Origin of the sequence: Paenibacillus ginsengihumi DSM 21568 (assembly GCF_000380965.1) — a bacterium.
Classification (GTDB): Bacteria; Bacillota; Bacilli; order Paenibacillales; family NBRC-103111; genus Paenibacillus_G; species Paenibacillus_G ginsengihumi.
Genome location: NZ_KB905586.1, coordinates 1 through 18,720, shown reverse-complemented (window position 1 = coordinate 18,720; position 18,720 = coordinate 1). Strand labels below are relative to the sequence as shown.

Genomic DNA, 18,720 nt, shown 5'->3' with positions numbered 1-18,720 from the left:
GGGCACGCAATGGAAAAAGGGCTGCCGAAGCAGCCCGCTCATTTTTTTCGGATGTTATACTTTTGGAAATAGCCCTTGATCTCTTTGGATTCGCGATACACTCTGTAGGGCTTGCTCAATATTCTTGCCGGAAGGGATAGCAAAAATTGCTTTAGATGATTGCGATACTCCTCGGTCATCCGTGTAGGCTTCGTACGGATTCGCTTCAGCACCTCATCGTAGATTTCGTAAGAGATATCGATATTAAAATCGAGCTGTTTCCCGCACGCATTGCAGCAGACACGCGAAATTTGTTCATTCAGGTAGGTGATGGTATGCTCCGTCTCGTCCTTGCAGCGGATGCACGTCAAAAAAGTGCGAATTTGGGTTTCCTTCATCACATCACCCCAGTTTAGATCAGATACTCCGGCTAGTTCCATTATAACCGATTCCACTGAGGATTAACATGGTTTTAAACTAGCCCCGCTCAGGTTGGATTTACTCTTCTCCAAACTTGTTTTCGAATAATGCGACAATGGATTGAAGCGCGCGTTCTTCATCTTCTCCCGCAGCACTCACGAGAATTTCTGTGCCTTTCGGCGCCCCCAGCGAAAGCACGCTGATAAAGCTTTTGGCATTCGCCGTTTTCGTATCTTTTTGAAGCAAAATATCGGACTGAAACGATCCGGCGGTCTTCACGATCTCTTTGGCAGGGCGAGTATGAAGTCCCGTATGGTTGAGAACAACGACCTGTTTCGTTAACATGGAATCCGCTCCTTTACCATGAATCTAGCTGAGTAACTGCTTCACAAAATCGCGGCATTCGGCCTCCGAAAGCTTTAAAATCTCTTGCTTGACGTATGGAATCTGGGATGCGCTCATGCTCCACTCATCGATCCCCAGCCCGATCAGCAGCTTGGCCATATTCGGGTCTCCGGCCATTTCGCCGCACATCCCTACGAGCTTTCCATGCGCTTTGGCATTGCGGCAAACCATGTCGATCAATCGCAGCACAGCCAAATGCTCCGCATCGTACAAGTAGCTGACCTTCTCGTTCATCCGGTCGGCAGCAACGGTGTATTGAATCAAATCATTCGTGCCGATGCTGAAAAAATCAACCAATGGCGCGAGTTTGTCGGAAATGAGCGCGGCCGCAGGAATTTCGATCATGATCCCGACAGGGACGCCGCGCTTATAGGCTCTGCCCTGAGCCTCCAGTTCCTGCTCGGCTTCGGCCAGAAGCTCCTTAGCCTGCTCAATTTCGCGAACGCCCGAAATCATCGGGAACATGATGCGCAGATCGCCGTCCACCGCTGCCCGAAGCAGCGCGCGCAGCTGGATTTTGAAAAGAGCGGGATCTGCCAGGCAGTATCGAATGGCGCGCCAGCCAAGGAACGGATTGAATTCCTTCTCGAGCGGCAAATACGGGATCTCCTTGTCCCCGCCAATATCGAGCGTCCGGATGATGACCGGCTTTCCTTTCGCGCTTAGAACCGCCTGACGGTAGGCTTCGTACTGCTCCTCTTCCGAAGGCATTTCCGAGCGATCCATGAACAAAAACTCGGTGCGGAACAGACCGATTCCTTCACCGCCTTGCTCAAGCACAAAATGGGCTTCCTCTGGTTTTCCAATATTCCCATAAAGCTCCACACGTTTTCCGTCTATCGTTACAGCGCGCACCTCGCGAAGCGCATTCAGCTGCTCCGCCAAAGCGGCATGTTCTTTTCGCTTTTGCTCGTACTCCTGAAGCTGACGCTCGTCCGGCTGACTAAGCACGATTCCCCTGTCGCCGTCCAGCACCAGCTGCGAGCCGGCCTTGTGGCCGGCAAGCAGCTCCTCCACTCCGACGACGGCCGGGATGCCGAATGTTCTGGCCATGATCGCGGTATGACTGGTTCGGCTTCCTACCTCGGTCGCGAAGCCCAGCACCATGCTCCGGTTCATCTGCGCCGTCATGGATGGAGTCAAGTCATGCGCCAAAATAATGACCGGCTCGGCCAGCTGAGACAAGTCGATATTCCGAACCCCCGTCAGCACGTTAAGCAAGCGGTTTTCGGCGTCCCGCAGATCGGCCAGCCGTTCTTTAATGTATTCGTCTTCAATCGCTTCCAGCGCTTTCGCGTAATCGCCGAATACCTCGTGTACAGCCCAAACCGCATCTACGAGCTCGTCGTTGATTTTATTTTGGACATCCATCTTCAGCTGCGGATCATCTAATAAAAACCATTGGCCCTCCACAATTCCCGCTTCCTGTTGACTGCCTTCCGCTTCCAGACGGTTCATGAGTTCCTTGAGCTGCGATTTCGCCTGCTGGATAGCCGTTTCGAACCGTTCCTCTTCTCCGGGAGCTGCCGCTTTCGTAATCGGGGTCCGGACCAGCTGCCGCTCCTCTCGTGGAAGCAGCAGCGCGCGTCCGATCGCAATTCCCGGTGAAGCTGCAATTCCTTGCATCAGCATAGGTGATTCCCTCCAACTTCCTAATCTATCCGTCATGGGCGTCCACTTGAAAATTTGTCGGTTGGTCCGCCGACCGATGACGAGGATTCATTCGTCATAGATATCTATCTCTGCTCGTCTACTCGCGAACAAATTTAAAAACAGCCCCGGGCTTCAGTTCAGGAACATCCGCTTTCTCGACATAAATGCTGCCGGGAAGCGTTTCCGAAGTATCGCCGGTAAAGTTTAGAGTATAGTGGCCTAAATCCCGGATGGATGCGTTGGCCGTATCGCCGACGAAGATGACCCGATAACGCGTGCCGTTATACAGGAAGGTATCTCCGGCCGCAATATCCGAATGCAGCGCTCCGCCCTGGTGAACAACCGCCACATCGTGCAGTTCCTTGGGCGCCCTGACGTCAAAGAAAATAACGACATGCTCTTCGATGATAAAAGGGACATCCGTTCCGATTTCTGTAATCGTAGCTTCGTATAAGGTTCGCACCGACAACACCTCCGAGTAATATCACCGCTTTTTAGGAATACAGACCAAAGCTGCAAACATAGGCGATCAGCACGGCGATCGGCCCTGTAATCTGGCGGGAGAGCAGCACTGCGGGCACGCCGACCTCAATCGTTTCCGGCTTGGCTTCGCCTAACGTAAGACCGACGGGAACGAAATCGGCGCCGACCTGCGGGTTGATAGCGAACAAAGCAGGCAGTGCCAGCTGCGGAGGAATATTCCCCTTGCCGATCTCCGTTCCGACAAGCACGCCGACAACCTGCGCGATGACCGCTCCCGGCCCCAGCATCGGCGAAAGAATCGGAATGGCGCAGATCACGGACAGAACGAGCAGTCCGCCGATATTCCCTGCCAGCGGGGTAACGAAGTGGGCAATAATATCGCCAATCCCAGTAAATACAATGATCCCCATGATCGCGCTTACAAATGCCATGAACGGGAGAATATTTTTGAGCACCATCTCCATCGTTTCGCGTCCGGCCTGGTAAAAGACGCTGACCACATTTCCCATCACGCGGCCGATCGATACGATGAAATTGGACTTTTGAGGCTGCTTGTACATCTCCTTAGCTTTTGCTTTCGCCTCTTCTTTAATCTCCTTGACCGACCGGGTCGCTGCGGGCGCACTGGTGTGAGCTGCGGCCGCCTGGCTGTCATTGAGCAGCGAAATGCAATCTTCATGGACTCCCGATACGAAGTTCTCTTCGTTAATGAAGCGCATCAGCGGACCCGAAGGGGAGGTTTGGTGAATGTTGATAGTCATGACGCCCATCTTGGGATATACGCCGCAGCGGGCTGTGCCTCCGCAGTCGATCACGACACACGCCATTTTCTCGCTTTCGATCGAGGTGTTGAAGCCATCGACCGCTTCCGCTCCGGTCAGGTCGGCGATTCGTTGAGCTACGGGGTGAATGCCTCCGCCGGTGACGGAAACAACGTACCGCTTCGTTTCATCCGGCCGGATTACAAGTCCTGTTCCCCAACCGCCAGCGCCCTTGTTGACCTTTACCGCTTGATATACCGATTTTGTCATGAATAGTTCCCCCTACCTGTGGATTAAGCCTGAGATTCTTTTTTACGCATCATCGCTGCAGTAATCCATTCCGTAACCAATCCGCGCATCAGAATGACCAGAACGCCCACAAGGAAGAAGCGAATGGCCAGCGGCCCAAGCGAAAGACCTAGCGCCGTGATCCCGTTGGCGATGCCGAGGTAAACGAAGAGCTCCGAAGCGTTCGCATGCGGGAACAGACCGGTGATCGGATGAACGAAGGAGACGGCCGAATCGTAAAATGCAGGCTTCTGGCGCTCCGGCAGGAACTTGCCAAAACTGTAGCACATCGGGTTGGTCAGGAAGAAGACCGCCAATACAGGGAACACCGTGTACCGCAGAATGGCGTATTTCGTTGTTTTTTGGGCAAAACGATTGATTCGTTCTTCGCCGACGAATTTAATAATGGCGTTGATCACCGTAATCAAGCAAATCAAAGTAGGCACAATCCCCGTCAGCAATCCGACAAATGTTTTGCCGCCCTCATTGAACATGCCGATAAAGCCTTCGGCCAAATGAACCAGAACATCCATGTGATCTCCTCCTCGTTAGCGATTCTGTGTTTGTTGTTTGATCTGCTCTACGGCATTTTTCGCCGCATGGAACCGCGATTTATCCAGATTGAACTGTTCTAATTCGTGAATCGTCTTTCCGACAAAGTCACTCGCCTGCTTAAACCTCCCGAAAACCGTTACGCCCGTCAGCTCTTTGGCCTGTGTGACGACGCCGCTCAAATCGGTGACCAGTATCACGACTGAGCCGATTCCGAGCTTTCTTTTGGCAACCCCGACTCCCAAAAAACCACTACCTTGACCGGACATCGCACGCACGGTTTGTTGATAATGCTTGCTTTGTACGTAGCTCAGTGCAATTTGGAGAAACCACGCAACAATAAATAACAGGATTGCCGTGTTCCACCATTGCATTTTTATTCCCCCCTTAAGCGGCTCATTTACAAATGTCATCATCGTTTACATTTGTATTATAAATCGCTTTCATTTTCAGTGTCAATAAAAAAATTGACCGCTTGCCGAACAAAAAATGGCTGCATGCGCTGCAACCATGATGAACGGTATTATTTCACCAATCCTTTTATTTTATGCACCAGTTCCGCAGCGGTCTGTTCGTCTGTGATCAGCGTATCCACATACCCTCCGCGAAGCGTGGCTATGATGCTGTCTACCTTGTGCACTCCTTGCACAACGGCGATGACTTTATCCACCTGCTTCAAGTCGTCCACATTGACCCCGATGACCCGTTCGTTGATCGTATTTTTGGCTATGCTTCCGTCCTCGCAAACAAAACAGGAGTTAATATCCCCCACGACCCCGGCCGCCTTCAAGCTCTTCAATTCCTCCGCGCCGATATAGCCGATCTCTTCCATCGTCGAATCAACATAAGGATTGCCGATCCCCACGATCGCCAGATCAATCTTTTTCGCTTCTTCCAGCACGTCGGCAACCGTCGGCGTTTGCAGCAGCAGCTCGCGGAATTGCTCCGTTTCTACAATCGCTGGCGCGTACAGCGACTCGCAGTTACAGCCCAGCTTCTTGGACAGCTCGTAAGCAAGCTGATTGGAGTGAAGCTCGATGCGGTTAGAGCCCATCCCGCCAATCAGGGGAATCACTTTTAACTGCTCATGGGCTTCGTTCGGCCATTCCTTCACTATATTGGCGAGGGTTGTCCCCCATGAAATGCCCAGCTTGGTAATACTCGCATCCTTCAGCTGCTTTAGAACATAGGCAGCCGCCGCCTTGGACAGCGCATTTTTGGCCACCTCAGCGGGCATCTCGGCGGTTGGCACCACAATAACGTCAACCAGTGAAAAAGCGTTTGCAATCTCCTGCTCCAGGTTGATCGTATGCTCTGCTTCATCATGAATGATGATTTCGACCAGTCCCTCGTTCCGTGCCTTCTGCAGCCCCTTGGAAATGATCGGTCTCGATACGCCCACCTTCTTGGCAATTTCAGCCTGGGTGAGCTCGTCTAAATAATACATGCGGCTAATTTTGAGCAAAAACTTTCTTTCCTCATCCGTCATCAATATCGATCAACCCCATCCGAACTGGATTCACTTCTTTACGACGAATTATATCACATCTCGCGTAATACTGGCTTCAAAAAAATCCCGCCAATGAAGATGACAAAATCCACCTTCCCGACAAACAGTTCGGGCAAGGTGGCGGCAACGCACGGCCTATTGGCTTCGCTATACAGGTGGAACCCCGGAATGCTTCCCGGCCGCAGCTCCCCGGGAGAGGACGTCGGCCTTGTCACGCGAGCATACGTCAAGAAGGACCATAGCCGCCGTGCCTTCGAGAAGGATGCGGGCGACAGATGATATAAATGAGGGGAGCCCGAAGTCTCCCCCGTAAGATATGAACTCGATGAACGCACAGATCAAGAGTAGCGCAACTGCAGCCAGCGGATGTTTTTGGCAAAAGCCATCGCTTGTCTCGGTAACGAGCGCATCCTCATGCCCCCTGATTTTACAGACTGCCCGTTTGCAGCGCCTGATCCTGCAGCTTCCGCAGCTCCCAGATGACAGAGCTTGTCGATTGCTCGATATCGTCATACGTAATGACTTCGCCGGCTTTGATCGCGCGGGTGACCGTTTGTGCCTGCACAAGTCCAATCGGCAGCGCATTCAGCGATTTCGCTTCCGCTGCGGTCATAATTTTTCCGTACACCGTAAAGCCTCCGATGCCGTCCAGACGGTCGCCTGGCTGGAGGTCCTTCTTGGCAATCGTTACCGTTTCGGCCACAAGACCTTTCCAGGGCGCAATCGTTTGCTCGTTGTAGAAATACGCTCCGGCGACGGAAAGCGGCGTCTCCAGGCTGCACAAATGATACGGACGGAAGAGCACAAAATTCGGCCCTTGGCCCATCTTCAAATATTTCATCTCATGAACGACTTCTTCTTTGCTGGAGGTTACGATAACGAAGACGCCAGGGGCGACGCCGTTGACGTATTCGACTACGCCGGTTTTGCTTAAGATCCCGCCGTCCTGTTGGAGCCGGAGCACTTGCGCAAGCTCTTCCACCGTCGCCGATGGGCCGTGCATGCCAGGTTGATCCGGCACGAAGCCTGTCGCATTGGCAACGGCCGTCATTTCGATCATCGTTTTCGTACCATCCTGGAATGAAGCGATCATCTTCGGATTCGCGCCTACGCTAAGCGCATACTCCCGGGCTGAATCGGGCGTTGCCTGCACGTTCAGCGGGTTGTTTTTCCCTTTGCCGATAGCCAGTACCTCGAACCCGATCGCATCCGCAAAGTTGTACAGCTCCATGACGGCCCCCGGCTCGTCGCCGGCGGAGCCGGTATACACGACGCCTGCGGCGGAAGCCATCTTGTTCAGCAGCGGACCTACGGTCACATCGGTCTCAACATTCAGCATGACAATATGCTTCTTGTTTAGAATCGCCTTCCAGGCGATTTCGGCGCCGACACTCGGTATGCCGGTAGCGTCAACGATCACATCCACGTTCGGCAGCGCCAGCAGCAGCTGCATGTCATCGGTGACGACGACTTGGCACTGCTCGATCGCCCGCTCAGCCTTCTCCAGATCTCTCGTCTCGACGATCGCGTCCGCCGACACTCCCGCGAACAAATAAGCATTTTTGGCATTTTCCGGGCGCACATCGGCCGTAGCCACGACGCGCATCCCCTTCATGCTCCCAATTTGCGAAATCATCCCGCGTCCCATTTGACCGGCTCCGACCAATCCTACACGGATGAAGCCGCCCTGGCGGTGCAGCTCCAACAGCTTTTTGTTTAAGCTCATCTGAAATTCTCCCCGTTTCTGTCATGGAATATGATGACTGAATAAAAATCATAATAATGAAGCACGCTGCTTTTACATATGTCTTAATCATTTACATTTGTAATTGTAAAACACAAATCAGATCAGTGTCAACCACACGGCGATCCGAGCCAGCGGCACCCGGTAAGGCGAGCAGCTGACATAGTCCAGGCCTGCCTTATGGCAGAAATAGATCGACTGTTTATCTCCGCCATGCTCTCCGCATACGCCTGTTTTCAGGTGAGGCTTAACCGCCTTCCCCTTTGAAAGGCCCATCCTTAAATCGCATTAATGATTAACGCCCAGACCCATCCAACCGTTCACCGCTTCATATAACGATTCGGAAACCGTCGGATGCGGATGGATGAGCTGAGCCCACTCCGTCACGGTCCCCTCCAGATGCATGAAGGAGGAAGCGGTCGTAATCATTTCGGTTACGTGCGGCCCGACCATAGTTACTCCTAAAATCTCGCCATACTTTTCATCGGCGATGACTTTTACAAACCCATCGGTATCGCCCATGGATATAGCCTTTCCGTTACCGCGCAAGGCATAGGTCTGGACCTTAACGGCAGCGCCGCTTTGCCTGGCTTCCTTCTCGGTCATCCCTACACTGGCGATTTCCGGATGCGTATAAATACAGCGCGGAACGACCTTGTAATTCATCCGCTCTTGCTTTCCCGCAGCGTTAGCGGCTGCAACAAGCCCTTCGGCGCTGGCGACATGGGCAAGCTGGTACCCTCCGACGACATCGCCGATCGCGTAAATATTCGCAAGACTCGTCTCCAAATGTTCGTTAACATCGACAAAGCGTCCGTTCATCCGCAAGCCGAGCTCCTCCAGACCGGCGAGGTTCGGTACACGCCCCACAGCAACAAGCAGCTCCTCCGCGGAATGCCCGAAGGTCTTGCCATCGGAAGAAGCGCTCAGTGTAAACTGTCCGTTGCCGAATCCGACCTGCTCCACCTTCGTGCCGGTATAAAGCTCCACGCCCCGCTGCTTGAGCGCTTTGGCGAGCGCCTGCGAAGCGGCTTCGTCTTCCGTAGGCACCATGCGGTCCGCAGCCTCAACAACCGTCACCTTCGTGCCGAAGGCCGAAAAAATTGCGGCGAACTCGGCGCCGATCACCCCTCCGCCAATGATCGTCATCGACTGCGGTATCCGCTGCATTTGAAAAACAGTATCGCTCGTCTGGTAAGGAAGTCCTTCCAGGCCGGCGATCGGAGGCACAAACGGCTTCGAGCCGGTAGCCAGGATCACCTTGTCCGCCCGCAACTTACTGACGCCTGATTCCGCAGTTACCTCAATCTCGCGCGTCGGCAATACTTTTCCCCAGCCGCGGATATGACGGATTCGGTTGACCTTTAACAGACCGTCGATGCCCCCGCGAAGCGTCTTCATAACCTGCCCCTGCCTGTTCAGCATCGCATCCCAATCCAGTTCAATCGGCCCCGTCTTAATTCCATAGGCTGCCGCCTTTTTGATCGTTTCCGCCGTTTCCGCCAAATGCAGCAATGTTTTGGAAGGAATGCAGCCTCGGTTTAGGCAAGTTCCTCCCAGCTCCGCGCCTTCAATCACGACAACCGACCGCCCCAGCTTGGCTGCGCGAATGGCCGCCACATATCCGCCCGGCCCTCCGCCAATCACGGCAATATCAAAGGAATCCACTTTATTTCACCTCAGCCCGTTTATGATCAGATCAGCAGTTGATACGGCTGCTCCAACACTTGCTTCAAATCTGTTAAAAATGCCGCCGCAGGCGCGCCGTCGACTACGCGATGGTCGAAGGACAGGCTGAGCGTCATCATCGGACGCACTTTCAGCTCACCGCCGATAACAGCGGGCTTTTCCTGAATCTGACCGATCCCGAGAATCGCTACCTCCGGCTGGTTAATGATCGGTGTAAAAGAGTCTACCGCATACATGCCCAGATTGCTGACCGTGAACGAGCCGCCGCTCAAATCCTCAGGCTTCAGCCTGTTCTCGCGCGCCTTGCCCGCCAGCTCCTTCGATTTCATGACCAGCTCGGCCAGCCCCATCCGCTGCGTCCCGAACAGGACCGGCACCAGAAGCCCGTCTTTGACCGACACCGCTAAGCCGATATTCGCGTCATCCTGCAATACAACCTCATCGTTCTCCCAGCGGGCATTCAAGGTCGGATGCTTCATCAGGCAAGCGGCAACCGCCTTGAGCATCATTTCCGTGAAGGACAGGCGCAGCCCTGTCTGTTTCTCGATCACCGGCAGCAGCTCGGCACGCAGCGCCTTGGCCGCCGTCATGTCTACCGTCGTGGTGATCGTCACGTGAGGGGCCGTGTAGGCGCTTTGTGACATGCGCTGGGCAATGATTTTTCGCATGCCCTGCATTTTGATCACTCGCTTGTCCCTGGACGGCTGATTTTTCGCCGCCGCAAGCGCCCGCTCCACATCCGAACGAAGCACCTTGCCGCGTTCCCCGCTTCCTTCTATTGGAGCGAGATCGACGCCATGGTCGGAGGCGATCTTCCGGGCGAGCGGAGTCGCTCTGACCGCCGCTGCGGCTTGCTTCTGCGCCGCGGCAACGTAACTTTCCACATCGGCGCGGTGGATGCGGCCGTGCTCGCCGCTGCCCTTTACTTGCTGCAGCGCGACATGGCGATCACGGGCCGCTTTGCGCGCGGCCGGCGTTGCCCGCGGCTTTTCGCCGGATGTCGCTGCATTGGGCAGGTTCTCCGGCTCCGCAGCGGAAGCTTGATCTGAGGACGCGCCCTGCGCTTCCCCCTCGTTCGAGGACGACGCTTCTCCCCCGGAAATGTCCGGCGGAGTATCCGGTGCGGTATCTCCAGGATCGCCGATATAGCCGATGACATGGTTAACCGGAACTACCGCATCGGCTTCGAAGTATCTTTTCAGCAAAACTCCGGAATGATACGCTTCGACTTCAATATTGATTTTATCCGTCATGACTTCAAGGAGAATGTCTCCTTGCTTGACAGGGTCTCCCGGATTTTTAAACCATTGAATGATCGTGCCGGTTTCCATCGTCATGCCGAGCTTCGGCATAAATACTTCGTTTAGCATGCCTTAGGGCCTCCCTGTCGCTTACTTGAGCGTCCGTTTAACCGCGCTCACGATATCGTCGATTTGAGGTACGGCTTTCTTCTCCATGATCGGATTGTATGGAATGGGAACGTCGAGCCCTCCCAGTCTTTGAATCGGCGCATCCAAATAATCGAAAGCATCGCTTTCCATGACCTGGCTTACGATTTCGGCGCCGAAGCCGCTGCGTTTTACCGCTTCGTGTACGACGACCAAACGGCTTGTCTTCTTCACAGACTCTACGATCGTCTCTATATCGAGCGGCACCAGCGTTCTCGGATCGATGACCTCGATCTGAATCCCTTCCTTCTCCAGCAGCTCGGCCGCTTCCAAAGCCTTGTGCACCATGATCGAGGTAGCGACGACGGTCACATCCGTTCCCGCACGCTTGACATCGGCCTTGCCGATCGGCAGCGTATACGGCTCCTCGGGTACATGCCCCTTGGTTCGATACAGCAATTTATGCTCATAAAAAATAACCGGGTTATCGTCTTCAATCGCCGCCCGCAGCAGTCCTTTGGCATCATAAGCCGTAGAAGGCTGAATGACCTTCAGCCCCGGAATGTGGGTCATCCACGCTTCGAGGCTTTGCGAATGCTGCGCCGCTGCACCGGTACCCGAGCCCGCGGGGGTCCGCACCACCATCGGCACTTTCCCTTTGCCGCCGTACATGTAGCGGATTTTGGCCGCCTGGTTGACAATCTGATCCATCGCGATCGTAATAAAATCGGAAAACTGCAGCTCAAGTATCGGGCGCATCCCGGTCAATGCCGCACCGACCGCCGCACCGGCGATGGCCGATTCGGAAATCGGCGTATTGCGAATCCGTTCCGGCCCGAATTCCTCGATCATGCCTCTGGATACCCCAAAAGCTCCCCCATAGACGCCAATGTCCTCTCCCAGCATGAAAACGTCCTCGTTTTCCCGCATGATTTGGGACATCGATTCTCTAAGCGCTTCCAGATAGGTGATTTCTCTCATCATTGATTGCTCCCTCAACCCATGTATTTTGAATGATGAATTTCCAAAAGCCTTCAGGCGAACACGTCTTCGGTGATGGTGTCCGGATTCGGCATCGGACTCGCTTCGGCAAACTGGACAGCCGCTTCGATCTCTTCATATGCTTTGATCCGCAATGCCTCAAGCTGCTCCCTGGAAGCGATCTGATCCCCGATCAGCCTTGCCGCCATTTTCTCAATCGGGTCCTTTTCTTCTCGCCATTGCTGCTCTTCTTCGCGGGTGCGATATTTTTTGGCGTCGCTCTTGGAATGGCCTTTCCAGCGGTAGGTCTTCGCTTCGATTAAGGTCGGGCCTTCTCCTTGTCTCGCTCGCCGCACCGCTTCTTCTGTAACCTTCATCACTTCAAAAATATCGTTTCCATCCACGACAACTCCGGGAATACCGTATGCCTTCGACCGGTCGGCAATGTTCTCGATCGCGACCATCTCCTTGACTGGACCAGACATGCCGTATTGGTTATTTTCGCAGAAAAAGATGACCGGAAGCTTCCAGATCGCCGCCAAATTGATCGCTTCATGGAAGCTCCCCTCATTGCTGGCGCCGTCTCCGAAGAAGCAAAGGACGACATAGCCCAAATTTTTCATTTTGGAGGTAAGCGCAGCGCCGGCTGCAATCGGAATGCCCCCGCCGACAATGCCGTTCGCGCCGAGATTCCCCTTCTCCACATCGGCGATATGCATGGAGCCGCCTTTCCCTTTACAATAGCCGGTTTCTCTGCCGAACAGCTCCGCCATCATGCGGTCGGCCTGCGCACCCTTGGCGATACAATGCCCATGTCCGCGATGCGTGCTCGTGATTTTGTCCCGCTCCTCCAGAACGGCACAAGCGCCTACAGCCGTCGCTTCCTGCCCGACGCACAGGTGGGTCGTGCCATGAATCAAGCCTTTGGCAAAAAATTCGTCGACTTTCTCATCGAAATATCTAACCAGCCACATTTGGTGATAAAGCTCCAGCAGCCTTTCCGTGGATAATTGCACCCCGTCGCTGACCTTCATTGCCATATGCGAACCCTCCATTTACATTTGTTCGTATATATTACATTTGTAAATATAGTTTACTTCCGGCGTGCGTCGTTTGTCAACACCCAATTACATTTGTCAATTCATAAGTCTATCATCCCTAAACGACTCTTACAATTGTACATTTAAAATACATATGTAATCGCACATTAAAAAAGCCTGCCTAGCTGGCAGGAGACTGCCCCCCCCCGTTTTGCGAGACAGGGATCAAAACGCCTAATACGTGAAGCGGAGAGTTGTCGGAAGAGAGGAATGCTCTTTTCATAGGGGGCCAACTTGCTTTTGTCGTCGCCAGTGGCGAGGTAAACATTTCGAGAGTTCGTTGGGAACGGATTACCTGCTGGTATGAATCGGTTGGAAGAGAGTTGAACACAGGCCGACGCGAGATCGCCAAGAGGATTGAGAAGATTGCGAAGCGCCAAACAGCCATCGGCCCGCCAGTGAAAACGGAGACAATGGCTGTTTGAAAAAGCTGTGTTACATATTGTCTTTCGTGACCAGTTTGATATCGACCGGGATATATTTCTCGACGGTCTTGCCTTGCAATAGATCGGCTGCGGTCTGCACCGCCTTCCGGCCGATCAGGTCGAACTGCTGCGCGATCGTGGCGGACAGTTTGCCATCCTTGATCGCTTGCAGCGCATCTGCGCTTCCGTCGAAACCGACCACGAGAATATCTTTACCGGAACTGGAGATAGCCTCTATCGCGCCAAGCGCCATTTCGTCGTTTTGCGCGAATACCGCCTGGATGTTCGGGTTGCCCTGCAGCAAGTTTTCCATCACATTCAGGCCTTTGGTGCGGTCAAAATCGGCCGCCTGCTTGACCACGACGTTGAGCTTCGTGTCGGCCAGCGAGTGAAAGCCCTCTCCGCGTTCGCGTGCGGCCGAGGTTCCCGGAATGCCTTCCAGCTCGGCGACGACCGCTCCTTCCCCTAGCTGGTCGATGATATATTGTGCGGCCATTTTTCCTCCGACCACGTTATCCGAGGCGATCAATGAGGCGACATCGCCTTTATCGGCGGAGCGGTCAATGGTAATCACGGGGATTCCGACCAGGTTGGCCGTTTGCACCGCCGTTGAAATAGCCGAGGAATCGGTGGGATTGATCAGCACGGCATCGACGCCTCTTTGGATCAGATCCTCGACGTCGTTGTTTTGCTTGGCCGAATCGTTTTGCGCATCGACGACAATCACTTCAAACCCCTGTTTTTTTGCTTCCTGTACGACCATATCCTTTAAGTACACGAAGAAAGGGTTGTTTAGGGTGGACATGGATAGTCCAATCCTGACATCCTTCAGTTCCTCGCCGGACTTCGCCTTAGCCCAGGACGGCGGCTCAAGCGAACAACCGTTAAGAAACATCAGGAGCAGTGCGGCTATAAGCAGATGAGTGATTTTGTTCATGTCCCAGTCCCCCTATGCGGCTTTCTTCCGGTCCATGAGAACCGCGATGGCGATAACGACACCTTTAACGACTGCTTGATAAAATGAAGACACGCCCAGCAGATTCAATCCGTTGTTCAATGTGCCGATGATCAGGGCGCCGACCAATGTTCCGACAATCCGCCCGCGCCCGCCGGACAGGCTAGTTCCGCCGAGAACGACCGCGGCGATGGCGTCAAGCTCATAGGAGCTGCCGGCGGTCGGCTGGGCCGAGTCGAGCCTGGAGGTAAGGATGCCCCCGGACAACGCCGCCAGAAAGCCCGCTAACGAGTAAACCATAATTTTGACGCGCTGGACTTTAATTCCGGATATCAGCGCCGCTTTCTCATTGCCGCCGATCGCGTAGATTTTACGGCCGAACGAGGTTTTGTTCAGCAGGACCCAGAGCAGGGCGAACATGATCGCCATGGTAACGGCCGGAACGGGAATCCCCAGGAAGTAGCCCCGCCCGAACAACTGGAATAGCCAATCGTCTCCCAGTCCCGTAATCGGATTGCCCTCGGTAAAGACCATGGTTAGCCCCCGATAGATGGTCATTGTGGCCAAAGTGGCGATAAACGGGGCCATTTTTCCCTTGGTGACCATGATGCCGTTCACGGCACCCAGCCCGGCTCCCAAAATACAGCCGGCCGAGATCGCGATGAGAGGCGGCGTACCGGAGACGAGCATACTTGCCATGATCGCGCTGGACAGCGCGAGGGTAGAGCCGACCGATAGGTCAATTCCGCCCGTCAGAATGACGAAGGTCATGCCGAAGGCGATCAGTGCGTTGATGGCCACCTGGCGCAGCAGATTCAGAATATTAAGCGGTTCCAAAAAAGCCGGATTCAAGATGGTTACGATGATCACCAGAATAATGAGCCCCAGCATCGGTCCCAGACTTGGAATGGCGGAAGAGACAGTGCTTCGATATGAAGTTGCCTTGATCTCATTGCTTGGCATGCTCATTTTATTTCCCTCCTGCGGCAAATGTCATAATTTTCTCCTGAGTAGCCTCCCGGCTTGTCAATTCTCCGGCAATCCGCCCTTCGTGCACCACCAGAATCCTGTCGCTCATACCGAGCACTTCCGGTAGCTCGGAGGAGACCATGATTATAGCGACGCCTCGCTCTGTCAGTTCGTTCATCAACTGATAAATCTCGCGCTTTGCACCGACGTCGACGCCTCTTGTCGGTTCATCGAGGATAAGCACTTTGAGCCCGATACCGATCCATTTGGCGATAACTACCTTCTGCTGATTGCCTCCGGACAAGTTCTTGACCGGCGTCTCGATCGACTCCGTCTTGACTTGCAGACGATCTTTCAGCATTTCGGCAAAAGCCTTCTCCGCTTTATCGTTAATCCATCCGTTTTTTCCGAAGCTGAACAAATTGGGGAGCGCCATGTTTTCCCTAACGGAAAATTCCAGGACGAGCCCTTCATCCTTTCGGTCTTCCGTAACGAAACCGATTCCATACTTGACTGCATCCGACGGACTTTGAATGCGCACAGGCTTGCCGTCAAGACGAATTTCGCCGGAATCAAGCGGATCAAGACCATACAAAGCCCGCATAATTTCCGTCCGGCCTGCGCCCATCAAACCGGAAATGCCGAGAATTTCCCCGGAATGCACGAAGAAATTAACCTGCTCAAAAACACCTTTCCTGGAGGCGTTCTTGATCTCCAGGACAACCGGGCCTGGGGAAACCTCGCGCCGGGGAAAGCGGTCGGTTAATTCCCGGCCGACCATTTTTCGCACGACCTCGTCGAAACCGGTTTCGGGAATCGCCTTCGTGTCGACCGTGCAGCCATCGCGCATCACCGTGATCCGGTCGCAAATTTCAAAAATTTCTTCCATCCGGTGCGAGATATAAACGATGGAGACGCCGTTTGATTTAAGCGCCCCGATCACCTCGAACAATGTGCGGATTTCCCTTTCCGTCAGCGCCGAGGTCGGTTCATCCATGATAATCACTTCGGCTTTGGTCATCAACGCCTTGCAAATCTCGATCATCTGCTGCTGTCCCACTGAGCAGTTCCCGGCGAGCTGGTCCAGGGGAAGCGAGAGGGAGAGCTTGCTCATCTGCTCCTCTGCTAACGCTTTCATTTTTCCGGAATTTAAAAATCCCCATCCATAGGTGTGCTCTTTACCGACAAACAGGTTCTCCAGCACGGTCATATCCGGCCAAATATTCAGTTCCTGGTGAATAAAGGCAATCCCGTAGTCTTCCGCTTCCCGCGGGTTAGAGAAGGAGACTTCCTTCCCGTCAATGATAATGGAACCGGCGTCCCGTGTGTGAATTCCGGTCAAAATATTCATCAGCGTCGATTTCCCGGCTCCGTTCTCGCCCATCAGGGCATGAACTTCCCCTTCGAGCAGTTCAAAATCCACGCCGGCCAGCACACGGTTGGCGCCAAAAGATTTATGAATGCCCTCCATTTTAATATGCACCCATGATCACCTCTTGGTTTTGAGCGATTTCGCCGCCGCTTTCATAAATTAGAATTTTTACTAAACAAAACTAAACTAATCAAAACATCTCATGCCGCTATTTACTTCCACCCCGTATAATTATCGGCTTGAAGTTATCCTAACACCCAAATAAAGCGGTGTCAATATCCATTTTTGCTTAAAATATGCTTTTCCAAACTAAATGTTTATTAAACAATATATCATAATAACTAAACATAAATTCATACGAAGTAGATTTAAACATGAAAATGCTGTCCGAATAACTGACCGTTTTGGGGGATTCATCACTTGTCGGATTGGGCGCCGAGGGAGAGACCGTTGGGAAAGTACATCTGGAGACTTCGCCGATGCTCATGGCGCCGAACGTAATCGCGGAAGCTCGAATGCCGCTTAAGCCGATTTCTTTATATTCCAACATGATTTTCCAAATCAGAAAAAGCAAAAATCGAAAGGTTGCAATGCCAGATTGCGGATTATTTTGGAGATGAACAGTAAATGAAAAAGAAAAGGGCATCTGTTGTCGGATGCCCCCTTGTTTGCCTTATGAACCCCTCAAAAAATAACCTTCCAGTTTTCCTCGCCTTCGGGATTCCATTCAATGCACTTTAGATGATAACCTGCATTTCGGACGACCTCTGCCGCTTTATGCAGAAATCCTATACCTTTGAGTGGAATTTCGTACTGAGAGCAAAGTAAGATGTCAATCTCGCGGCCTTTAAATTCGGGGTAATCGCTGTATAGCTCGCCGCTTTCAATGTAGGAAAGATAAACATTGATCTTTTCTTGCAGTTCATAAAGATGCTGCATTTCATCGGTCCAATCATGCTTATCCACCATCGTTAAAACAACATGCCCTGTTTCTTTATCTGTACCGATTTTATCGATCGTATCCAAATCGCGGATGCCCATCTTATCATCCTTTTTCTAACCACTTTTATCTAAAGATAAATGTAGCGCTATGTTATTCTTCTAAGGCTTGAGGCAGTCTTGTTCCTAAAAGAAACATCGAGACCGACCATCTGGTCTTTCCTTCCCCTCCCTATTGATCCCCTGCATCTCCCGTTGCAACCTCTTCCACCGTGATTGGCGACACCATTCCAAATCGCATAGTCATCTGTTCCAATAAGAGGAAATCACAGCACCGATCATTTAGCTTGGGTTGTTTTTTACTCCTTATGATTTGATATAGTCGTTTGGCTTTTTTCTTAATGAATTCCTCGTTTGCCCTAATAAACAACATTTGTTTTGTTAGCAATTGGCGATATTTCGGGTCCGATTCACTCGCAATATCAATCGGAATAATCGCTGAGGGAAAAATGGGAATCATGTTATTCAAGTTTATGACTCCCAATTTTCCATCATCGATTTTGACAACATCTGGTGCCTTATCCGAAATCCATTGATGTTTGGGCTTAGGAGAAGATAAGGGAGCATAATACGAATGACCATTCACTTCAAGGACAATTCCAACAAACTTTCTTCTTTGAGTCGAATCTTTGCTTACCGATTGATCAAATTGACGCAGGTAGTCTAAATATGCTGATTGGACCCCGCATATCTTAATCGTTTTGCTCATCCTAACTCTCCCAAAAACGAAAGGTAGCGAAAAATCGCTACCTTCGACATACTTTTTTCGTTCCTCACTTATACGGTAGAGGATCTCCGGCTTTTTTCGTTCCTCACTTATACGGTAGAGGATCTCCGGCTTTTTTCGTTCCTCACTTATACGGTAGAGGATCTCCGGCTTTTTATGGAAAACACTTCATTTTCTCATTTATTATTGTAAGAAGGGTTTAAAAATCTGTCAAGCAATGATCCCCAAAAAATCACCTTCCACGGTGTTTTTCCTTTGCTTTTTTTCGCTTGATTTCTCTCTTATATTCCTTGAGTGCTTCCCGTCTGTCTCTGCGCAGA

Annotated in this window: 18 protein-coding genes and 1 pseudogene; all 19 read right to left on the bottom strand. The window is 52.5% G+C overall.

Annotation, left to right across the window (positions count from 1 at the left end; translation table 11 throughout):
- Positions 1-38 precede the first annotated feature (38 nt).
- Positions 39-377 carry a hypothetical protein gene (locus F591_RS0117840; protein ID WP_019535981.1) on the bottom strand — a complete coding sequence of 113 codons (339 nt, stop codon included), beginning with the start codon at positions 375-377 and terminating at the stop codon, positions 39-41.
- A gap of 100 nt (positions 378-477) precedes the next feature.
- Positions 478-744, bottom strand: a complete 267-nt coding sequence (locus F591_RS0117835) for an HPr family phosphocarrier protein (RefSeq protein WP_019535980.1) — start codon at positions 742-744, stop codon at positions 478-480.
- 24 nt (positions 745-768) lie between these two features.
- The gene (gene ptsP, locus F591_RS0117830; protein WP_019535979.1) at positions 769-2,436 is read right to left on the bottom strand and encodes a phosphoenolpyruvate--protein phosphotransferase; all 1,668 of its coding nucleotides are present in this window, start codon (positions 2,434-2,436) and stop codon (positions 769-771) included.
- A 118-nt stretch (positions 2,437-2,554) separates the two neighbouring features.
- Positions 2,555-2,920 carry a PTS glucitol/sorbitol transporter subunit IIA gene (locus F591_RS0117825; protein WP_019535978.1) on the bottom strand — a complete coding sequence of 122 codons (366 nt, stop codon included), beginning with the start codon at positions 2,918-2,920 and terminating at the stop codon, positions 2,555-2,557.
- A 31-nt stretch (positions 2,921-2,951) separates the two neighbouring features.
- On the bottom strand, positions 2,952-3,971 hold the full coding sequence (srlE, locus tag F591_RS0117820; protein WP_019535977.1) for a PTS glucitol/sorbitol transporter subunit IIB: 1,020 nt from the start codon (positions 3,969-3,971) through the stop codon (positions 2,952-2,954).
- 23 nt (positions 3,972-3,994) lie between these two features.
- Positions 3,995-4,522 carry a PTS glucitol/sorbitol transporter subunit IIC gene (gene srlA / locus F591_RS0117815; protein WP_019535976.1) on the bottom strand — a complete coding sequence of 176 codons (528 nt, stop codon included), beginning with the start codon at positions 4,520-4,522 and terminating at the stop codon, positions 3,995-3,997.
- Positions 4,523-4,537: 15 nt separating this feature from the next.
- Positions 4,538-4,915, bottom strand: coding sequence for a transcriptional regulator GutM (locus tag F591_RS28385; protein WP_019535975.1), 378 nt, complete (start codon positions 4,913-4,915; stop codon positions 4,538-4,540).
- A gap of 149 nt (positions 4,916-5,064) precedes the next feature.
- A complete protein-coding gene (locus tag F591_RS0117805; RefSeq protein WP_019535974.1) occupies positions 5,065-6,030 on the bottom strand; it encodes a sugar-binding transcriptional regulator in 966 nt (321 codons plus the stop codon).
- A gap of 448 nt (positions 6,031-6,478) precedes the next feature.
- Positions 6,479-7,777 carry an NAD(P)H-dependent oxidoreductase gene (locus tag F591_RS0117795; RefSeq protein ID WP_019535972.1) on the bottom strand — a complete coding sequence of 433 codons (1,299 nt, stop codon included), beginning with the start codon at positions 7,775-7,777 and terminating at the stop codon, positions 6,479-6,481.
- 117 nt (positions 7,778-7,894) lie between these two features.
- A pseudogene (locus F591_RS30560) lies at positions 7,895-8,059 on the bottom strand (putative PEP-binding protein); the annotation flags it as partial.
- A 24-nt stretch (positions 8,060-8,083) separates the two neighbouring features.
- Positions 8,084-9,463 (bottom strand): dihydrolipoyl dehydrogenase, encoded by a 1,380-nt coding sequence (lpdA, locus tag F591_RS0117790; RefSeq protein ID WP_019535971.1) that lies wholly within the window; start codon positions 9,461-9,463, stop codon positions 8,084-8,086.
- 26 nt (positions 9,464-9,489) lie between these two features.
- Positions 9,490-10,854 (bottom strand): dihydrolipoamide acetyltransferase family protein, encoded by a 1,365-nt coding sequence (locus F591_RS0117785; RefSeq protein ID WP_019535970.1) that lies wholly within the window; start codon positions 10,852-10,854, stop codon positions 9,490-9,492.
- A 21-nt stretch (positions 10,855-10,875) separates the two neighbouring features.
- Positions 10,876-11,853, bottom strand: coding sequence for an alpha-ketoacid dehydrogenase subunit beta (locus F591_RS0117780; protein WP_019535969.1), 978 nt, complete (start codon positions 11,851-11,853; stop codon positions 10,876-10,878).
- Between the two features lie 53 nt (positions 11,854-11,906).
- On the bottom strand, positions 11,907-12,893 hold the full coding sequence (locus tag F591_RS0117775) for a thiamine pyrophosphate-dependent dehydrogenase E1 component subunit alpha (RefSeq protein WP_019535968.1): 987 nt from the start codon (positions 12,891-12,893) through the stop codon (positions 11,907-11,909).
- A 495-nt stretch (positions 12,894-13,388) separates the two neighbouring features.
- A complete protein-coding gene (gene rbsB, locus F591_RS0117770; protein ID WP_019535967.1) occupies positions 13,389-14,315 on the bottom strand; it encodes a ribose ABC transporter substrate-binding protein RbsB in 927 nt (308 codons plus the stop codon).
- Between the two features lie 12 nt (positions 14,316-14,327).
- A complete protein-coding gene (locus F591_RS0117765) occupies positions 14,328-15,296 on the bottom strand; it encodes an ABC transporter permease subunit (RefSeq protein ID WP_026326701.1) in 969 nt (322 codons plus the stop codon).
- Between the two features lie 7 nt (positions 15,297-15,303).
- The gene (locus tag F591_RS0117760) at positions 15,304-16,785 is read right to left on the bottom strand and encodes a sugar ABC transporter ATP-binding protein (RefSeq protein WP_019535965.1); all 1,482 of its coding nucleotides are present in this window, start codon (positions 16,783-16,785) and stop codon (positions 15,304-15,306) included.
- Positions 16,786-17,358: 573 nt separating this feature from the next.
- A complete protein-coding gene (locus F591_RS28380; protein ID WP_019535963.1) occupies positions 17,359-17,715 on the bottom strand; it encodes a DUF6572 domain-containing protein in 357 nt (118 codons plus the stop codon).
- Between the two features lie 130 nt (positions 17,716-17,845).
- The gene (locus tag F591_RS0117745) at positions 17,846-18,382 is read right to left on the bottom strand and encodes a type III toxin-antitoxin system ToxN/AbiQ family toxin (RefSeq protein WP_019535962.1); all 537 of its coding nucleotides are present in this window, start codon (positions 18,380-18,382) and stop codon (positions 17,846-17,848) included.
- Positions 18,383-18,720: the final 338 nt, after the last annotated feature.